Below are 16464 nucleotides of genomic sequence, written 5' to 3'. Positions count from 1 at the left end.
TATCAATACAGACTCAAACTGGAGCAGATCAAACTAGTTCATCTAGTAACGAACTTGCCCGCCTTGCGGAACATCTAAATGAGCTAGTACTCAAATTTAAAGTTTAATCTACATATCTAGGTTTTGGTAAAGATATGAACTACCAATAATTGCGCTAAGCTAACTTAAATTGACTTATAAAACGCTTACGAAACTAGTTCCCTCCCCTTCAAGGGGCGAGTTAGGATGAGGTTTCTTGGTTGCTGAAACCCCTGAAAACCCCCACCTAACCTCCCCCTAAAAGGGGGAGGAACAGCACAGTTATCAGTTTCTACTCTAGAGCGTAACGGAGCAAAACTAAGTCAGCGGTTATCTTGGCTGCATTAGCCATATAGGTATGGGTAGCAGTAAGCATAAAGAATATTGACGAAGGGAAACGTTGAGCGCAGACTCCGCTCGTTTGTGAGTTCAGTTCGTGTTTGCTTATTTTGGAGTTTGTCTTAATGTTCACCCTTCCTCCCGTTGTGATGACTATTGGGCTTTTGTTGATCAGCAACGTATTTATGACCTTTGCTTGGTACGCTCACTTAAAAGATCTCAGCCACAAACCGTGGATTATTGCAGCGTTAGTCAGTTGGGGAATTGCCCTGTTTGAATATCTCTTCCAAGTACCTGCTAACCGGATTGGCTATACGGTATTAAACCTTGGCCAATTGAAAATATTGCAAGAAGTGATCACCTTATCGGTATTTGTGCCTTTTGCATTGATCTACATGAAAGAGCCTTTCAGGCTTGATTTTGTGTGGGCAGGGCTCTGTTTGCTTGGCGCGGTGTTTTTTATTTTCAGACCGCAAATCCTCGAAGTACTTGCGAAAAGTATTGGCTGATTGCTGGCGAGTATTTGGCAGGCTACCAATGTTGAAGAGGTAAATGCCGGATAAATAAACTCGTAAAAAAAGCCGTTGTGTTGGCAACGGCTTTTTTATGGGATTATTCGCTGAATTTCTTAAAAATAATCGAGGTGTTGATGCCACCAAAAGCAAAGTTATTGCTCATTAGGTATTGCACATCCAGCTCACGTCCTGTGCCTGTAATGTAATCAAGATCGCCACATTGCGGGTCGATGTTATCTAGGTTAAGGGTTGGATTAAACCAACCGCTGCGCATCATTTCTAAACCTAACCAAGCTTCAACCGCGCCACATGCGCCCAATGTGTGACCAAAATAACTTTTCAACGAGCTGATCGGCACTTTACCCAACGCGTTTGCGGTGGCGTGACTTTCGGCTATGTCACCCCGGTCGGTCGCCGTACCGTGAGCCGAAACATAGTCAATTTTATCTGCACTTAACTTGGCATCACGCAGCGCCATCTCCATGCAGATTTGCATGGTGTCCATTTGTGGTTGAGTGACATGGGCGGCATCGCAGTTGCTGGCAAAACCGATGATTTCTGCGTGAATGGCGGCACCGCGTGCGATGGCGTGTTCATACTCTTCAAGCACTAAAGTTCCTGCGCCTTCACCAATCACTAAACCATCACGCTGAGTATCATACGGGCGGGGGGTGGTTTTTGGCTGGTCGTTTTTGAGGCTAGTGGCAAATAAGGTATCAAATACGGCCGATTCGGTAGGGCAGAGCTCTTCACCACCGCCCGCCACCATTACGGTTTGGTAGCCGTGCTTGATCGCTTCGTACGCGTAACCGATGGCTTGGCTACCAGACGTGCAGGCGCTACTGGTTGGAATGACGCGGCCTTTGAGCCCGAAAAATAGACCTACGTTCACCGCGGCAGTGTGAGGCATCATCTGCACATAAGTGGTGGCGGTAATGGCTCGAGTGGTTTTTTCGTTGAGCATGACACCAAACGCACCAATGGCATCGGTACTGCCTGTTGATGAACCATAAGCGATACCGGTTTGGCCGTTCGTCAGCACTTCATGACCAATTAAGCCCGCCTGTAGCAGCGCATTTTCGGTGGCAACGGTCGCCAGTTGTGACACGCGGCCCATACCTCGTACTTGCTTACGTTTGTAGTGGCTAGGCAGTGTAAAGCCCATTATTGGCGCGGCGAGTTTAGTGTTTAAACCCTCATACTGCTCATAGGAAGGCATATATTGAGTGGCATTTTCACAAGCTCTGAGTTTTGGCTCAATACTAGACCAGTCATTACCAAAAGCAGTCACGCCGGACATGCCTGTAACGACAACGCGACGGGTCATACTAAGCCTCCATTAACCGAGATAACTTGGCGAGTGACATAAGCAGCAATATCAGACATTAAATAGCTCACAAGGCCTGCGACTTCTTCGGGTTCACCCATGCGGCGTAAAGGAACTTGTGGCAGTGCGTGCTCTTTGACGTGCTCATCCACCATGCCTGTATCGATTAAGCCCGGCGCAACGCAGTTGACGGTGATTTTGCGCTTAGCCAGTTCAAGCGCGAGCGATTTGGTCGCGCCAATCACGCCAGCTTTGGCGGCGCTGTAATTGGTTTGCCCCCGGTTGCCTGTGATGCCCGACACCGATGCTAAAGTCACAATACGCCCACCTTGGCGTTTTTGCACCATTGGCATCACACAAGGGTGGAGGACGTTATAAAAGCTGTCTAAATTGGTGTGAATTACACCATCCCATTCTTGTTCTGTCATGGCAGGAAACGCCGTGTCACGAGTAATGCCGGCGTTATTGACCACGCCGTAATAAGCGCCATGTAGAGCAATATCGGCTTCTAATACTTCGCGACACTGAGCTCGGTTGCTGATGTCAAATTGAATCAGTCGGCCTGAACCACCGTTTTGCTCGATGGTCGCTAGTGTTTGCAGGGCACCTTGTTGGTCGCCCATGTAATGGACAGCGATGGCAAAACCATCTTTGGCGAGCGCAATCGCAATCGCTTTGCCTATGCCTTTACTCGCACCAGTCACTAATACGTGTCGGGTCATGCTTGACTCCTCATTTTCATTTCTTCTAATTTTTGTTCTGATGGCACATACACATTTAATTGGCATTCGGCCAAAAGCTGGTGTTGGTGCTCGATTCTTGCCTTAAACACGGCCATGCCATTGTCTTGCATTAGCTGTTCAGCGTAGATATCGAGCGTTTGCCCTTTCAAGAATGCATCGCACAGCGCGCGATAACGGCGACTGCCGAGCAGAAAGCCAATCGGCGGTTGAATGCCTTGGACAAGTGAGTGATACCCAGACCACGCGGCAATGGCTTGTGCCATAAACTCGATACCGACATAGGCCGGTATGCTTTGTGTCGCCGGGTCAAAGAACAGGTGGTGCGATTCAATATCCACTTGGCAGTGGATAGATTCGCTCTGTACCTCAAGCGCGCGGTCGATCAAAATCATCGGCGCTTGATGAGGCAGCAGTTGATCAATTGCAGGAAGCTTTGTCATTAACGTAACCAAAAATGAGGCTAATATTGTTGCCACCAAAAGCAAAGGAGTTGCTTAAAATGGCCTTGTTTTCTAAATATTGGGTGGTTTCCACTAGCGTAATATCAATGTCTGGCGCTTTGTTAGCACAGCGCTGAATGGGCAAAGGCAATTGGTATTGCAGTATGTGCCAAGCAATGGCGGCTTCGGTTGCACTGGCCGCGCCGAGCGTGTGTCCAGTGAGTGGTTTGGTTGAACTCACCGCAACGTGCTGGCCAAAAACGCGGAAAATCGCTTTACTTTCCATGCTGTCATTGAGCGGTGTTGCGGTGCCGTGAGCGTTGATATAGCCGATATCATTGGCGGTTAATTTGGCATCTTGCAGCGCGTTACGCATCGCCTGTTCTGCACCGTTTCCATCTGGGTGGGGCGCAGAAATATGGTGTGCATCGGAACTGTCGCCTGCGCCCAATAGCGCAATGGCGTGAGCGTGTTGCTGAGACGGCGTTTTACCCAGCAGCATAAAAGCGGCAGATTCACCAATGTTGATGCCATCTCGCTGTGCATCAAACGGTTTACACAAACGTTGAGACAATGCCTCTAAACCGTTAAAACCATTGAGTGTTAAGCGGCACAAAGTGTCGGCACCACCGACAATCACCGCATCAACCAACCCAGCATTAAGCATTCTTTTGGCGGTGATAAAGACGCGGCCACTGGACGAACAGGCGGTCGAAATGGCGTAGCAGGGGCCGCTTATTGCAAAATAGCGAGCGATAAAATCACTGCAATTGCCTAATTCCTGTTTGTAGTAGTGGTAGTCGCTTGGGAATTCGCCCTGCTCTAACTTGTGGGCGAGTGCGATTTCGCCATCAGCAATGCCGGACGTGCTCGTGCCAACCACCACTGCGATGCGATCTGCACCATAGGTGGCAATCGCGTGGCGGACACTTGGTTCGATTTGTTGCAGTGCCGATAAAGCCAGTTGGTTGTTGCGCGTATTGAACGCACTTAAATGCGCTGAGATTTCTGGTAGTGGCTCACTCACTCGGCCTACGATGGTTGCGGTGCCACTATTGAGCGACGTGTCGTCAGCCACCATGTTGTCACAATAGCCCTGCGCTAAACTTTGGTGAATGTGCGACGAGTCACTCCCCATCGCGCAGTGAAAACCGCAGTCTTGGACATAAATAGGTGAGCGAGAATCAATAGGAGAAGTCGTGGATGAGTTCATGATAGCTGTCTACGGTTGTGTGGGCGGCAAAAGGTACTGAGCACTGAGCGTTGTAATCGTAATGGTGTAATTCAATAATTGATTGTGGAAGCGAATATCGCCCTTCATCGAGAAGGGATGTTGATAATCAATAACAATCACTGTTTCACCCAGTTCATTGATGAGTGTTCGTCTATTCTCATCATCAATGATTTGCCACTTTACCTTATTTAACGAGGCTTCCCAAGCATTTCGCGGCCAGAGCGTGATCATCAGGTTAAAGAGTATCTGTTCGGGCTTCGGCAAGGTGTTTTCCAAGCCATTGAGTACGCTGGTCTCAATAGTATCTTGCTGATAATTGAGCGATAAAATCCTCGTTCCCCAAGATGAAAACCCTGCCAGCACAATCTTGTCATCGGTCACCTGCAACTGGACCGGAAGCTGTTGGTTATGCTGGCCGTTATCATCTTGCCAATGGGCGCTGATCAACTGACTTGCCGTGACTTGGTACCCAAGTTGCGCAGGTTTGGGCAGAGTAACGAATGTGTTGGGGCTAATTTCTACCTGCGTGGAGGCTTGGTTTGGCACTAAAGAGCAGCCAGACAACATCAGTAACAGCAAGGGCAGCGCACGGCGTATTCTCATCATCATAGTTTTTCCTCATGCGCTTTTATGTCGGCAGGTTGTGATTTGATCGCCATTGGTGAAAGCAACCAAGCAACGAAAATGCCGCTCAGTACCGTCAAACCAAAACTGTGGATGGCGTGAGTTTGGCTAAGAGCAAGCAGACCAAACGAGAGCAAAGTCGTTAGTGCCGAAAGGGTTATGGCAAGCAAGGTACTGTGACTGCGGGCTTGTTCGGCAAAAAAGAGCGTATAATCAATACCAATACCTATCACTAATACCAGCGCTAATAGATTGAATAAATTGAGCGTAGAGCCTGTTGCAACGGTGACGGCTAACCCAGTAATGCAGGCAATAAGCGAAGGTAACATAATGCGAATGCTGTGTTTCACGCCGTAGCGCCAAATAGTGAGAGCGCTGATCAAGGTCAGAGCCAGCGCAATTAACTCCATCACTTTAAGGCGATACTGCCCAAACAGGGTTGAGATCTCGTCGGTTTTATTCAAATAGGCGTAGTCGCTATTTTGCGCCGCAAACTGCTTAATTACTGCTGCTTGGTGAACCTCTTTCAACAGCACTACCGCCGCCACTTTTTGCTCAACTTCACCTAAATAAAGAAAGCGCAGCGGCTGGGAAACATCATGGGCTAAATAATGCGCCAGTGTCATGGGCAAAAATGACGCTTCCAGTTTAGGAGCCGAAGATAGTTTCAGCGTGTGAGCCAGTACTGCGCCTTGGTTTGCGTACAGTGCTTCAACCAGTGCGTAGTTTTCTTGCTGACGCTTAAGCGAGCTGATGTTTTGGCTTAAACTTTGGTAGCCAGAAAGTACGCCTTGTTGTTGCCATTGTGAAAATTGCGTATCTAATTTTTCTAACTGCTGCATTAATGCTTCATCATCGTTGGCACTGACGACCAACATTTGCTGTGATGATTGAATACCAGTCAAGGCGCTGATTTGCAGCTCTTGCTGTTTCAAGTCGCTCGGCATGGCTTGTAATTGTCGAATGTCGTCGTTGTAGTGCACTTGCGTCAGGGCTAGACTGCTGATGATCAATAACGCCGTGGGTAGGCCCCATTTAACCCATGGCTTTTGCCAAAGCGCAAACCATAAAGACCAATAAGTGATGCCGGGAAGCGTTCTCGATGAACTTGGTTTTTTGGCCAAAATCGGATACCAAGCCACGACCGTCGCGTAAGCGGCAACGAGACCTAAGGCGGAAAATAGCGCTAGCTGTTGTAAGCCGGGGAAAGGGGCGACCAGTAGACCGAGATAGCCAATTAAACTGGTGATTAACCCTAAGGTAATGGCCGTCAGAATATGCTTTAGTCCTTGCACGCTGTCCCAGTGTTCATTCGCGGCAAGGCGATCGGTCAGGTAGTGAAAGGCGTAGTCAATTGAAACGCCAATCAGGCTGGCCCCAAACACTAAGCTAAACAGATGGATCTGACCAAAAAACGCGGTGGTGATCACCATGGCAACCACTAACCCAACGGATACCGAGAGCAGTGCCAACAGTAAAGGCATGGCACTGCGAAAAACCAGCATCACCAACAGCACAATGCCGAGTAATGAGAAAAGGCCAATAGTGCTGATTTCTGACTTGGCACTTTGAGTGCCAAAATCGGCGTAAAATAAAACACCAGTGTGATAAATGTCCGCACTAAATTGTTGCTTGATGCGTTGTTGCCATTGAGCAATATCGGGCACCACTTGTTGCGCTTTGAAACTGTATGGTGAGTCGTTGAGCTGCGCGGTGATCAGCACGTATTTTTGGCCTTGATACTCGCGGGTTAAGTATCCATCTTGCAAACGAAAATGAGACGATAGCTGGCTAAGTTGTGCTAAGTAGTCGCGAAATAGCAGAAAAGGGTCGTGACTGAGCTCTTGCCCTGTTACCCCAGAAAAAGGGTTATATAGGGCTTGCACCACCGCTTGCACTTGTTGTTCGGGATGTTGACTGAGCTGATTGCGTTGCTCGTTGGTGAGCAGTTGTGCTCGATGTTGAAAGTAGTAACTGGCCCAAGCGCTCTGTTGAGTGGCATCGATTTTCCCAACCACATCCTTGAAATAGCCACTCTGCTTGAGCTCGCTTTCTAGCGCTGTAACGGATTTGAGCCGGTCAGCCTCATTGGGCGCAGTGACAATAAAGACCACTTTATCGCTCATACTGGCAGTGACTTTTTCAAACGCTTGCTCGGCGAGCACATTTTGCTGGTTGACCGGCAGTAGCTTAAGGATATCCGTCTCGATCGGTGAAGCCGCTGAAAAGAACCATTGCTTGAGTAGTAAGCCAAGACAAAGGGTCACAAAAGCCAACCAGAACAATGCCAGCCGGTTCGATTTAGAAGTTAAACTGTGCTTGCTCAGCATGGGTTAAACGCTCTGGCTGGTGGTTTTGGTTAGTAAACTGAATCTCGGTTTTGTCGCCTCGCACTTCTTGCAGGATCAAACCATCAATGTCATCTCGCCCCGTTAATGTTATCGAGGTAAACACCGAGCTCAGTGGCGCATTTCTCGGCGTTAAATTTAACTGCCACTGGCCATCTTCGCTGTGCAGCGTCATCGTAAATTGTTCATTCAATTGCTGCGTGTCACCATGAAATACCGACAAAAAGAGATGGCTGAAATAAAACGCCATTGGGTTCTCTTTTTCGGTAATCACCTGTGGTGGTTGGTTAGCAAAAGTTTGGCGAAGCTTGTCTTGAGTTAGCACCAAATTAACTGGAAATGGTGAGTTTTGTTGCCAAAGTAAGCCATTTTGTTTATCGAGCAAGAATTTCCCGGCTGACGACAGTGGCTGTTCGAACATCTCAATATGGCGGAGCTGAGTAAACTCTCCGCGTACGATCTGGTGTTTCGCCAACTGCGCTTGCAGTGAAGCAAGGTCGGTCACCTGCGCCCAGAGTAGGGGCGAGAATAGAGCTAAAGTTAGCCATAGAAAACGGCGCATCATAATTTCCCGTAGGTATGCCAGTGCTGCACTTTGTCGGTAAATAGCGTTGGGGAAGCGAAACACATCTCTTGCGTGTCGATGCGAACCGCTACTTGAGTGGTGTGTGCTTTACACATTCGTTGCCCGGTCTGGCTATCAAAAATCATGTAGTCAACACGTAAGCGATTTTCCCATTCTGTCAAGGTCGCTTTGATACGAATAGTATGGTTGAACGGGATTGCTTTCACGTACTTCACGTGGGTATCAATCACCGGCCATAGGTAGCCCGACTGAGTCATCGCGTGATAGCTGTAATCAATTTTTTCCATCAGCACGCGGCGTGCTTCTTCAAAAAAACGAAAATAATTGCCGTGGTAGATAACGCCCATTGGGTCGGCATCTTGAAACGAGGTGACTAAAGTCACCTCACTTTCCAATGGATGAAGTACATCGCTCATCGCGCTTCCTAGTAAAGTGTCCAGTGGCGTTGTTGAATGCGGCTAATAAAGTGGCGCAAATCATGTTCTAGCGGACGATCTTCCACCACAAAGTCAAACTCTTGTAACACGGCTAAGCGCATCTGCTTGATATTGTGACTCATGTGTTGCTCATCCAGCTCATGATGACGTTTGCGCAATTCTATTGCTTGGGTCGCTGCTAGCAGCGAGGCGGCCGCCACTTGTTCTGTCAGTTCAAGCACACGTAGACAATCACGCGCGGCAATGGTTCCCATGCTGACTTTGTCTTGGTTGTGACACTCAGTCGAACGTGAAAAAACGCTGGCAGGCATGGTATGTTTCAAGGCTTCGGCCGTCCACGCTGAAATGCCAATCTGCACGGCTTTAAAGCCGTGGTTGATCGGTTTTCTTTCGCCTTCTGCGCCAGTTAAGTTAAACGGCAAACCGTTGTTGAATTTGTAATCCATCAATTGCGCCATTTGGCGATCGAGCAAATCGGCTAGGTTAGCAACCTGTGTTTTTAAGGTATCCATTGCCATGGCAATGTGGCCGCCGTAAAAATGGCCGCCGTGCAGTACGCGTTCATTATCGCCATCGATGATGGGGTTGTCGTTGGCACTGTTGAGCTCATTTTCAATCAGTTGACGTAGCCACGGCAGTGCATCTTGTACGGTGCCAATCACATGGGGTGCGCAGCGCAATGAATAGCGATCTTGCAGGCGATCACTGTTGCGAGGTGGGCGCTCTGCTTGTAAGTCATCGCGTAGCCATGCTGCGATTTGTTGCTGGCCAGGATGCGGCTTGACGGCAAATAGTGCGGCATCAAAATGGAAGTCGTTACCCTGAATACCGACAGACACCATGGCGGTAATTTTGGTGCAGAGTTGAGTTAAATACTCGGCGCGTTTATAGGCTAAACAGGCCAAAGCAGTCATGACTGATGTGCCGTTCATCAGCGCTAATCCCTCTTTTGGTTTTAGCTTGATCGGGCGAATACCCAGTTCGTTAAACACATCTTGAGTTGGGCGCATCTCACCTTTATAAAGCACGTCGCGCTCACCAATCAGTGTGGCCGCGAGGTAGGAGAGTGGCGTTAAATCGCCGCTTGCCCCGACCGAACCTTCTTGTGGAATACGAGGGGCGATATCGTGGTTGATCAAGGTGACGATTTGGTTAAGCAGTTCATGGCTCACACCAGAGACACCTTGCGCTAGTGAACACAAGCGCGTTGCTAATACTGCGCGAGATTGCTGATGGCTTAATACCTCGCCTAAGCCACAGCCGTGAAAGCGAGTCAAATGCAGTGGTAATTGGTCTACTAGATTCGGCGGAATGGCAACGGTGCATGAATCACCATAGCCGGTGGTTACACCGTAAATCACGCCTTCTTCTTTTAAAAGTCGTTCTAGAAAAGCGACGCCGCGATCAATTTTAGCGGTGAATTCCGCTGAAGAATTGAGGTTGGCCTGCGCGCCTTGCGAAATCGCGACAACATCTTCAATGGTGAGGCGATCGACGCCAAAAGTTATGCGGTTATCTGTCTGAATCATCATGCTGCTGTTTACTTAGAGTCCAAAAGTTGAAAAAGTTATACCACTGCAGTGGAGCTTGCAGTGTGTAATGTTCCAGCCGATCAGCGTAGCGTTGTACTACCTGCGCTAGCGCCGCTTGTCGCTCTTTTCTCGGTAAATCTATGTTGTCACTAAAGTGCTCGAAATAGACGTTAAAATGTGGAGTTTTAGAACGTTCCTCTCTTAAGCCAAACAAAAGGTAGACGGGAGCTTTCAACACCGAGGCCAACATAAAAGGGCCTTGTGGAAACGGTGCGGGTTGGCCTAAAAAATCGGCCCATACGGCTCGGGTCTCTTTGCTGGTGGACGTTCTATCTCCGACGATCACTACCCATTCTCCTTGCTCTATTTTCTGTTGAAGCAAAATAGCGGTATCAGGGCCCAAACGGCTCACTTGAATGAGGTTCAGTTCTGAGTTGGGATTGATCGCTTTCATTACCGCATTGAAGCGTTCGGCGTGCTCGGTGAAGACTAACGCATTGATCTTAATATGAGAATGCCGACGTCCCAGAGCGCGGCACAGTTCAATATTTCCAAGGTGAGATCCTAAAAGAAGCACACCTTGTTTACGTTCTACTAGAGCTTGGAACGATTCTTGACCATGGATGGTCAAGTTTTTTACCGAAAAATCGCCTTTCCATGCCGCCAATTTATCCAGCATAGTGTGGCCAAAAGAGAGCAGATGGTTATAGCTAGAGAGATGATTTGGCAGCGTGATTTGGCGACGGTTTGCGTAGCTTTGTAAGTGCTGTAAATATTGTTCAGAGGCTTGGCGAGCTTGTTTTCCGGTAAGGTAGTAATAGCTCATTACAAGTTTCAGCATCAGGTTAAAAATCGGTCGCCCGAGTAGGCTATATACCGCCAGTAACGCTTTAATACCCAGAACCGTTCCTCGTTCTTGACGCTTTGACCAGTGCGGGTTTGGCTCTGCACCACTTTTGTTGTGCCTGCTTTGGTTGCGTTTCAGCAGTTGAGAGATACGCGGTAACATGCCAAAAAATAATTTGCTGTGCATCCAACTGATTTTGACGTTATCCCACAGAGCATCAAAATGAGAGACGCCTCCTTCAGGATAAATGACGCGAGTTTCCACAAAATCGATATCGACCCCGTGCCAATACATGCGAACTAAGATTTCGATATCGAAATCCATGCGCGTGCCGATCTTATGGTTATTGAGCACCTCAACGGTGAGGTCTACAGGATACGCGCGAAAACCACACATACTGTCTTTGATCGTAAAGGATAGCGTTTCAATCCAAACCCAAATATGCGTTGCGTAACGGCCATATAAACGCGCTTTGGGTACGCTGTCATCGTAAATCGGCTGACCAGAAATTAGGTGGTTTGGATGTTGCTTTGACGCGGCCAGTAATTTAGGCAGCGCTTGTAAATCATGTTGGCCATCGGCATCAATTTGGATGACGTGACTAAACCCCAACTGCTGCGCTTGGCGAATACCAGCCATTACCGCGCCACCTTTGCCTTGGTTTTGTTCTAGGGTAATTAGGTGAACATGTGTTTGCTGAGCGACGTTGCTCAACGCCTGTTTTGTTTGCTGATTGCTGCCATCATCAACCAGTAAAATGGGAAGTTCAAATACGCTGAGTGATGAGACCACTTCTGCTACTGTGCTGCCGTGGTTGTAGCACGGAATTAAAAAACAAGCTTGATAATCAGCCACAGATTTCACCCAACTTCATTTTTCCTGATGAGTGAATGATGTTTAAACCCTCACGCTGTGAACTATAACTAAACGCGAGTTTCTGTTTTTCCTCATCCCAACTTAATGCCAGTTGAACGGTCATGTCTGGCAAGATAGGTTCTTGGAATTTGATCACTTCCATACCTTGAAAGCTTGTGGGTACAGATAAGTATTCTCGTGCATAGCGCAGTGCCCAATCGATTTGGGTAACGCCTGGCAGCAATGGAAAATGTGCAAAGTGTCCTGAAAAATCAATAATGTCGGCGTCAACGCGCAGCGTCAAATTCACCGTGTGAGGCTGAGTTTCAGCACATAATAATGTGGGTGTTCTTTTGGCCATAATCTATTGGGCTTCGTTATTTTTATGGTTGGAATAGTGTTTCTAGTTCAGCAACAAGGCGCTTACCTTGGCTATTGAGTGGGATCTCTTTTACCACTCTAAAGCGTCGAGGTACAGCAATAGGTTCTAACCATTGGCGCAGTTCAGAACGCAGCAACAGCCAGAACTTCCCCTTTCCAAGTTGAGCTAATTTTTCAGTGCCGCAGGCTGACAGTACAATCGCTGAAATTAAGATCAAACGTTCACCGTCTTGTTGTGGTAACACGGCTGTTTCACTGATCCACGGCAGTTGTTCAATACGCTGTTCCACTTCAACCAGTGAGATCCGTTTTTCTTCGATTTTGATGATGCGATCGGTGCGACCTTTCAAGGTAAAGTGCCGTTGGTCGGAAAGCTCACATTCATCGGCTGTTTGATACCAATGATTCGGATCAATGTGTGCAGAGCGCAAGGCTAAGCAGTTCTCGCTGTTAAGTCTTGCTTCAACGGTAGGAAAAAGCTGCCATTGCTGCGTTGCACTGTGCTGTTGCCGAAAAGCGATGCCGCCAGTTTCCGTACTGCCATACACTTCGATAGGTCGTTGCCCAAACAGGGTTTTTGCGTGACAAGAAGCAGAGTAGGGAAGTGGGCCACCGGAAGAAAACAGTGTGCGCAGTGGGCTTGGCTGGTGCTCTTGTGACAAGCGTTTCAATAGCGCAGGGCTACTGATCAGCGCAGTGTCCGGATGCGCATGTGCGGTCACTTGTTCTGGAAATTCCAAGTTATGGCGGGCAAATGCTCGCCCTGCACACAGTGGCCATAACACACGAAATAGCAGCCCATAAATATGTTGATGAGAAACCGTACTTTCCACTTTTGCACCAATGAGCTGTTCGCCCCAAAGCTGCTCTAAAATGGCGATTTCAGCTTCAAGCTGCCGCAGTGTTTTGATGATAGCCTTAGGCTGACCACTGGAGCCTGACGTAAACAGCGTCACGGTTTGTGTCTCTAATGAAAGTGGTGCAAAACAAACGGTTTCATCGCGCATGTCGTTGGGTAGCGCTAAATGGTTAAGAGAGAGAGTTGGCGTTGAATTGGGTATTGTTATTGCCTCATCACACAGCAACAACTCAAAGTGTTGGCTCAGTTCTGCCAGTGCCGCAGGTTGATAATTACCGGGCAGAATTAATGATTTTTGCGTGTAACAGACGGCGAAAAAACCGACGGAGAACCGATAGCTATCGCCAGCACACAGTGCAATATGATGTTCATTTCGCGATGCTAATTGCCGGCTTAGTTGGCTGACATCGGCGACAAAGTTTGCCCAGTTAATGGTGTTATTGAGGTCAAAAGCAACACAATGCGAATCGTTTCTTGGTGAGGAGAGTAACGTTGCAAGCGAGCAAAAATCGGGGTTGCCGAAAGTCATAGCGTACCTAGCCTTTGCGAATCCTTTGCCTTACTAGCCATTCCGTTACAAAGAGGCTGCCAGCAAGGAGATAACTGATCAATCCGTTATACAACGTCCAGATCTCGATAGATTGGAAGCAGGTATAAAGTGCGATGGCTCCATTCATGATGAAGTAGAGGCACCACACTTTAGTGACCGTGCGTGTGTACTCAATGCCACTTTGAGGAAGTTCAGGCTCTTGCAGTCTCGCCAGCCGTTCAATCACTGTTTGCGGTTGCGTTAGGCTCAAGGCAAAAAGAGCCAAAAGACATACATTAACCACAACAGGGTAAAACAGTAGCCAACCATGCTGCTGAAAGAGCATCCCCAAAGTCACCAAAGTGATACCAACGAACCCACTAAGCCAAGCCAGTTGCTTCAGTTCTTGAAGCTTGGCTTGCCAACCAGAAAGAATTCTTAAAGCGAAAATAGCGGCTAAGAAGCCCCCTATAGCTTGCAAACCAAACTGATTAATCCCGAAGTAGACCGCGAGTGGGTAGGTAAGCAGGACGATTGCAGACAAAATCGTCAGCAATCGCCGCATTAGCTTTCCTTAACAAGTTCAATAACCGATTCCACCACATCATTGACGGTGCGAACGGTTTTAAACTCTTCAGGCTTGATTTTTTTGCCAGTCACTTTTTGTAAGTGAACGACAAGATCTACAGCATCAATACTGTCGAGATCGAGATCTTGATAAAGGTGAGCGTCTGGTTGAATATCGGCTTCATCAATTTCAAATAGTTCAACGAGAGCTTCTTTAACTTGATCAAATACTTGTTGTTGGTTTACTTCTGTCATAACGCTATCTATTTATTAGTGGCTAGTTTGAGATGAAATATAATTTGCTAAGTTTGCCACTGATGCAAAGTGTTGGCGAGTATTGGAGTCATCAGCGTCAATGACGATATTATACTTCTTTTTAATGGCCAAACCGAGCTCTAAAGCATCGATAGAATCTAAACCTAACCCATCGCCAAAAAGTGGTGCGTCAGTTTCGATATCGTTAACTGAGATATCTTCAAGATTTAGTGCGTCGATAATGAGCTGTTTTATTTCTGTGTGTAGTATTTCCACTTCAACCTACTTATATAATGTTCTAGCCGTTTTGAACAAAACCTTGATATACACTTCCCCACTTAAAGTTGCAGCGGTGTTGGCTACGTTCGCTCACCCCAATCATATCGTTATCTATACGGATGGGGACTTACTCACTTTCCGCTTCGCTGCAACTGACGTTATTTGGGTTGATAACTTCAATAGTTTTGTCATTTCTGGTTATTGTTTTGGGGGAAAATCACCTCTGCAAGGTGGCGATTTAAACGTCGTGCTGCAGTGGTGGGGTTATCAGCACCTTCAATAAAAGGTGTGACGACAACTTTACCCTTTATCTCCACATGGAAAAAGGGTTTGGTTTTAGGAACTTGGTACCACTTTTGCTCTTTTGTGAGAAAACTCGGAGAAACGGTAATATGTACGATGCGTAAGTCTCTTTGAGTTCGGATTGCGATTTGCGCCGCACCGCGCTGCAATTTGGGTTTAACACCGGGTGTGGTTCGCGTGCCTTCAGGGAAAATCAATAATACGTTTCCGCGGCTCATGCGTTCCTCGCACACATTTAACAAATCATCAGGTGTTTCATTGGGGATATAACCTGCGGCTTGAACAATCCGTTTCATAAAAGGATTGGCCCAGATAGCTGATTTAACCAAGCAATCGCACTGATGAAGTTGTGATGCAATGAGAACATAATCAATTAAGCTTGGATGATTGGCGACAATAAGGCAGCTTTTATCCTGTTTTAATAGTTCTGCGTTGGTTATTTTATAGTCGATGGCACCTGTTAATTTCATCAACTTACAAAATATATTGAATGAGTTTTGGATTGATTTTTGAACTTTATATTCTCGACGATCTGTTTGCGATGAAAATAATGCAATCAGTGGGATAATAATAAAACTCAGCGTTAATCCGCCTAAACCAAATATAAAAAAACAAAAACCTGTAGCAGCAATACGCCAGTAGCGGTTGAACTCTAACATTTTCGTTGCCATTTCCAAGCGCTTTGCGAGCCCTCAATGATCCATTCAGATTTTTCTGACAAATAGTGGTGAAGAAACGACAATGCTTGCGGCTGTTGTGGCTTGGTATCAGACATCTGCATAGAGAGCGTAAAATCTGAACCGTGAGACAGGGTTAACCCTAAGGCATAGCCTTGAAATTGCCACTCTTCGTATTGTTGGTAGTCGCTAGGTAGTGGCTCATCAAAATCAACCAACAGCACTTTGTGACTAGGGTGCTCATTTAGATAGAGCCAAGCTTCTAACATGGCACTTTGAAATGTGTTTTGTGCTGCTGCAATCGAGGTTAACGGGATCGGTTGTTTTGAAGCGATGGTTGCTAGGCCTGCCGCTGTATTATGAACAGATTGTGAAAACGCCATTGGCGAGGCTTCTTCGCCAATCAATATCGACTTCACGATTTCAACGCTACGATGAAGCTCGCCATGACGACATGAAAATACCATGTAATCAATATGTTGTGATTCTATAGCAGTCAGTGCAGTCTGCACGGCTAATTTGCTCAAACTACTCATTCTGCGGCGCATCATAGGAGGAATATGGTCTGTGTTGGGCGTATTATCGTCAGGCCAAATCTCTTCTCTTGCCCAATTTTGCCAATCAGAAGGGTGAGATAAGCCTGCAGAATTTGCAACCCAAGTATCAATATTTAACGTGATTATTTGCTGTTGATTTGACATAAGATATTGCATTGTTTTTGATAGGGTTAAATACTATGGCACAAGATTATTCTTCGCAACTATAAACG

At 47.1% G+C, this 16464-nt stretch carries 18 protein-coding genes; 1 reads left to right on the top strand and 17 read right to left on the bottom strand.

Annotated elements, in window-relative coordinates; translation table 11 throughout:
* Positions 1-482 precede the first annotated feature (482 nt).
* Complete coding sequence (locus AACU59_RS16055; protein ID WP_017045134.1) at positions 483-866, top strand: DMT family protein; 384 nt, start codon at positions 483-485, stop codon at positions 864-866.
* A 103-nt stretch (positions 867-969) separates the two neighbouring features.
* Here the strand turns inward: AACU59_RS16055 and AACU59_RS16050 are convergent, their stop codons facing one another.
* The 17 genes from AACU59_RS16050 to AACU59_RS15970 form a co-directional block, all read right to left on the bottom strand.
* A complete protein-coding gene (locus tag AACU59_RS16050) occupies positions 970-2199 on the bottom strand; it encodes a beta-ketoacyl-ACP synthase (protein ID WP_094144940.1) in 1230 nt (409 codons plus the stop codon).
* Positions 2196-2921, bottom strand: coding sequence for a 3-ketoacyl-ACP reductase FabG2 (locus tag AACU59_RS16045; RefSeq protein WP_017045136.1), 726 nt, complete (start codon positions 2919-2921; stop codon positions 2196-2198). The genes AACU59_RS16050 and AACU59_RS16045 overlap by 4 nt, the downstream gene beginning before the upstream one ends.
* Positions 2918-3382: a hotdog family protein gene (locus tag AACU59_RS16040; protein WP_017050420.1), complete on the bottom strand. Its 465-nt coding sequence runs from the start codon at positions 3380-3382 to the stop codon at positions 2918-2920. Before AACU59_RS16040 ends, AACU59_RS16045 begins: the two co-directional genes overlap by 4 nt.
* Complete coding sequence (locus AACU59_RS16035; RefSeq protein ID WP_094144939.1) at positions 3360-4595, bottom strand: beta-ketoacyl-[acyl-carrier-protein] synthase family protein; 1236 nt, start codon at positions 4593-4595, stop codon at positions 3360-3362. The genes AACU59_RS16040 and AACU59_RS16035 overlap by 23 nt, the downstream gene beginning before the upstream one ends.
* Before the next feature lie 9 nt (positions 4596-4604).
* The gene (locus tag AACU59_RS16030) at positions 4605-5225 is read right to left on the bottom strand and encodes a DUF3261 domain-containing protein (RefSeq protein WP_094144938.1); all 621 of its coding nucleotides are present in this window, start codon (positions 5223-5225) and stop codon (positions 4605-4607) included.
* On the bottom strand, positions 5222-7570 hold the full coding sequence (locus tag AACU59_RS16025) for an MMPL family transporter (protein WP_094144937.1): 2349 nt from the start codon (positions 7568-7570) through the stop codon (positions 5222-5224). Before AACU59_RS16025 ends, AACU59_RS16030 begins: the two co-directional genes overlap by 4 nt.
* The gene (locus AACU59_RS16020; RefSeq protein WP_017048106.1) at positions 7542-8153 is read right to left on the bottom strand and encodes a LolA family protein; all 612 of its coding nucleotides are present in this window, start codon (positions 8151-8153) and stop codon (positions 7542-7544) included. Before AACU59_RS16020 ends, AACU59_RS16025 begins: the two co-directional genes overlap by 29 nt.
* The gene (locus tag AACU59_RS16015; RefSeq protein WP_017045142.1) at positions 8150-8590 is read right to left on the bottom strand and encodes an acyl-CoA thioesterase; all 441 of its coding nucleotides are present in this window, start codon (positions 8588-8590) and stop codon (positions 8150-8152) included. The genes AACU59_RS16020 and AACU59_RS16015 overlap by 4 nt, the downstream gene beginning before the upstream one ends.
* Positions 8591-8598: 8 nt before the next feature.
* Positions 8599-10143, bottom strand: coding sequence for an HAL/PAL/TAL family ammonia-lyase (locus tag AACU59_RS16010; RefSeq protein ID WP_013856481.1), 1545 nt, complete (start codon positions 10141-10143; stop codon positions 8599-8601).
* Complete coding sequence (locus tag AACU59_RS16005; RefSeq protein WP_094144936.1) at positions 10124-11854, bottom strand: glycosyltransferase family 2 protein; 1731 nt, start codon at positions 11852-11854, stop codon at positions 10124-10126. Before AACU59_RS16005 ends, AACU59_RS16010 begins: the two co-directional genes overlap by 20 nt.
* Entirely contained in the window at positions 11838-12206 is a 369-nt protein-coding gene (locus AACU59_RS16000; protein ID WP_017045145.1) for an ApeI family dehydratase, read from the bottom strand. The genes AACU59_RS16005 and AACU59_RS16000 overlap by 17 nt, the downstream gene beginning before the upstream one ends.
* A 22-nt stretch (positions 12207-12228) precedes the next feature.
* On the bottom strand, positions 12229-13614 hold the full coding sequence (locus AACU59_RS15995; RefSeq protein WP_094144935.1) for an AMP-binding protein: 1386 nt from the start codon (positions 13612-13614) through the stop codon (positions 12229-12231).
* Between the two features lie 7 nt (positions 13615-13621).
* Positions 13622-14179, bottom strand: coding sequence for a hypothetical protein (locus tag AACU59_RS15990; protein ID WP_017045147.1), 558 nt, complete (start codon positions 14177-14179; stop codon positions 13622-13624).
* Positions 14179-14436: an acyl carrier protein gene (locus tag AACU59_RS15985; RefSeq protein WP_013856486.1), complete on the bottom strand. Its 258-nt coding sequence runs from the start codon at positions 14434-14436 to the stop codon at positions 14179-14181. The genes AACU59_RS15990 and AACU59_RS15985 overlap by 1 nt, the downstream gene beginning before the upstream one ends.
* Before the next feature lie 15 nt (positions 14437-14451).
* Positions 14452-14712, bottom strand: coding sequence for a phosphopantetheine-binding protein (locus tag AACU59_RS15980; RefSeq protein ID WP_019282451.1), 261 nt, complete (start codon positions 14710-14712; stop codon positions 14452-14454).
* Positions 14713-14903: 191 nt separating this feature from the next.
* Entirely contained in the window at positions 14904-15677 is a 774-nt protein-coding gene (locus AACU59_RS15975) for a lysophospholipid acyltransferase family protein (protein ID WP_064626136.1), read from the bottom strand.
* Positions 15671-16408: a beta-ketoacyl synthase chain length factor gene (locus tag AACU59_RS15970; RefSeq protein ID WP_094144934.1), complete on the bottom strand. Its 738-nt coding sequence runs from the start codon at positions 16406-16408 to the stop codon at positions 15671-15673. Before AACU59_RS15970 ends, AACU59_RS15975 begins: the two co-directional genes overlap by 7 nt.
* Between the last annotated feature and the right edge of the window lie 56 nt (positions 16409-16464).

The sequence above is a fragment of the Vibrio sp. V23_P3S9T160 genome, from assembly GCF_963886625.1.
GTDB classification, from domain to species: Bacteria; Pseudomonadota; Gammaproteobacteria; order Enterobacterales; family Vibrionaceae; genus Vibrio; species Vibrio anguillarum.
This window is presented reverse-complemented; position numbering and strand designations above follow the sequence as displayed.

What these genes read in the sequence shown, in the direction of transcription:
- AACU59_RS16055 (WP_017045134.1), top strand. Translation starts at nt 483, where the DNA reads ATGTTCACCCTTCCTCCCGTTGTGATGACTATTGGGCTTTTGTTGATC.
- AACU59_RS16050 (WP_094144940.1), bottom strand. Translation starts at nt 2,199, where the DNA reads ATGACCCGTCGCGTTGTCGTTACAGGCATGTCCGGCGTGACTGCTTTT.
- AACU59_RS16045 (WP_017045136.1), bottom strand. Translation starts at nt 2,921, where the DNA reads ATGACCCGACACGTATTAGTGACTGGTGCGAGTAAAGGCATAGGCAAA.
- AACU59_RS16040 (WP_017050420.1), bottom strand. Translation starts at nt 3,382, where the DNA reads ATGACAAAGCTTCCTGCAATTGATCAACTGCTGCCTCATCAAGCGCCG.
- AACU59_RS16035 (WP_094144939.1), bottom strand. Translation starts at nt 4,595, where the DNA reads ATGAACTCATCCACGACTTCTCCTATTGATTCTCGCTCACCTATTTAT.
- AACU59_RS16030 (WP_094144938.1), bottom strand. Translation starts at nt 5,225, where the DNA reads ATGATGATGAGAATACGCCGTGCGCTGCCCTTGCTGTTACTGATGTTG.
- AACU59_RS16025 (WP_094144937.1), bottom strand. Translation starts at nt 7,570, where the DNA reads ATGCTGAGCAAGCACAGTTTAACTTCTAAATCGAACCGGCTGGCATTG.
- AACU59_RS16020 (WP_017048106.1), bottom strand. Translation starts at nt 8,153, where the DNA reads ATGATGCGCCGTTTTCTATGGCTAACTTTAGCTCTATTCTCGCCCCTA.
- AACU59_RS16015 (WP_017045142.1), bottom strand. Translation starts at nt 8,590, where the DNA reads ATGAGCGATGTACTTCATCCATTGGAAAGTGAGGTGACTTTAGTCACC.
- AACU59_RS16010 (WP_013856481.1), bottom strand. Translation starts at nt 10,143, where the DNA reads ATGATGATTCAGACAGATAACCGCATAACTTTTGGCGTCGATCGCCTC.
- AACU59_RS16000 (WP_017045145.1), bottom strand. Translation starts at nt 12,206, where the DNA reads ATGGCCAAAAGAACACCCACATTATTATGTGCTGAAACTCAGCCTCAC.
- AACU59_RS15995 (WP_094144935.1), bottom strand. Translation starts at nt 13,614, where the DNA reads ATGACTTTCGGCAACCCCGATTTTTGCTCGCTTGCAACGTTACTCTCC.
- AACU59_RS15990 (WP_017045147.1), bottom strand. Translation starts at nt 14,179, where the DNA reads ATGCGGCGATTGCTGACGATTTTGTCTGCAATCGTCCTGCTTACCTAC.
- AACU59_RS15985 (WP_013856486.1), bottom strand. Translation starts at nt 14,436, where the DNA reads ATGACAGAAGTAAACCAACAACAAGTATTTGATCAAGTTAAAGAAGCT.
- AACU59_RS15975 (WP_064626136.1), bottom strand. Translation starts at nt 15,677, where the DNA reads ATGTTAGAGTTCAACCGCTACTGGCGTATTGCTGCTACAGGTTTTTGT.
- AACU59_RS15970 (WP_094144934.1), bottom strand. Translation starts at nt 16,408, where the DNA reads ATGCAATATCTTATGTCAAATCAACAGCAAATAATCACGTTAAATATT.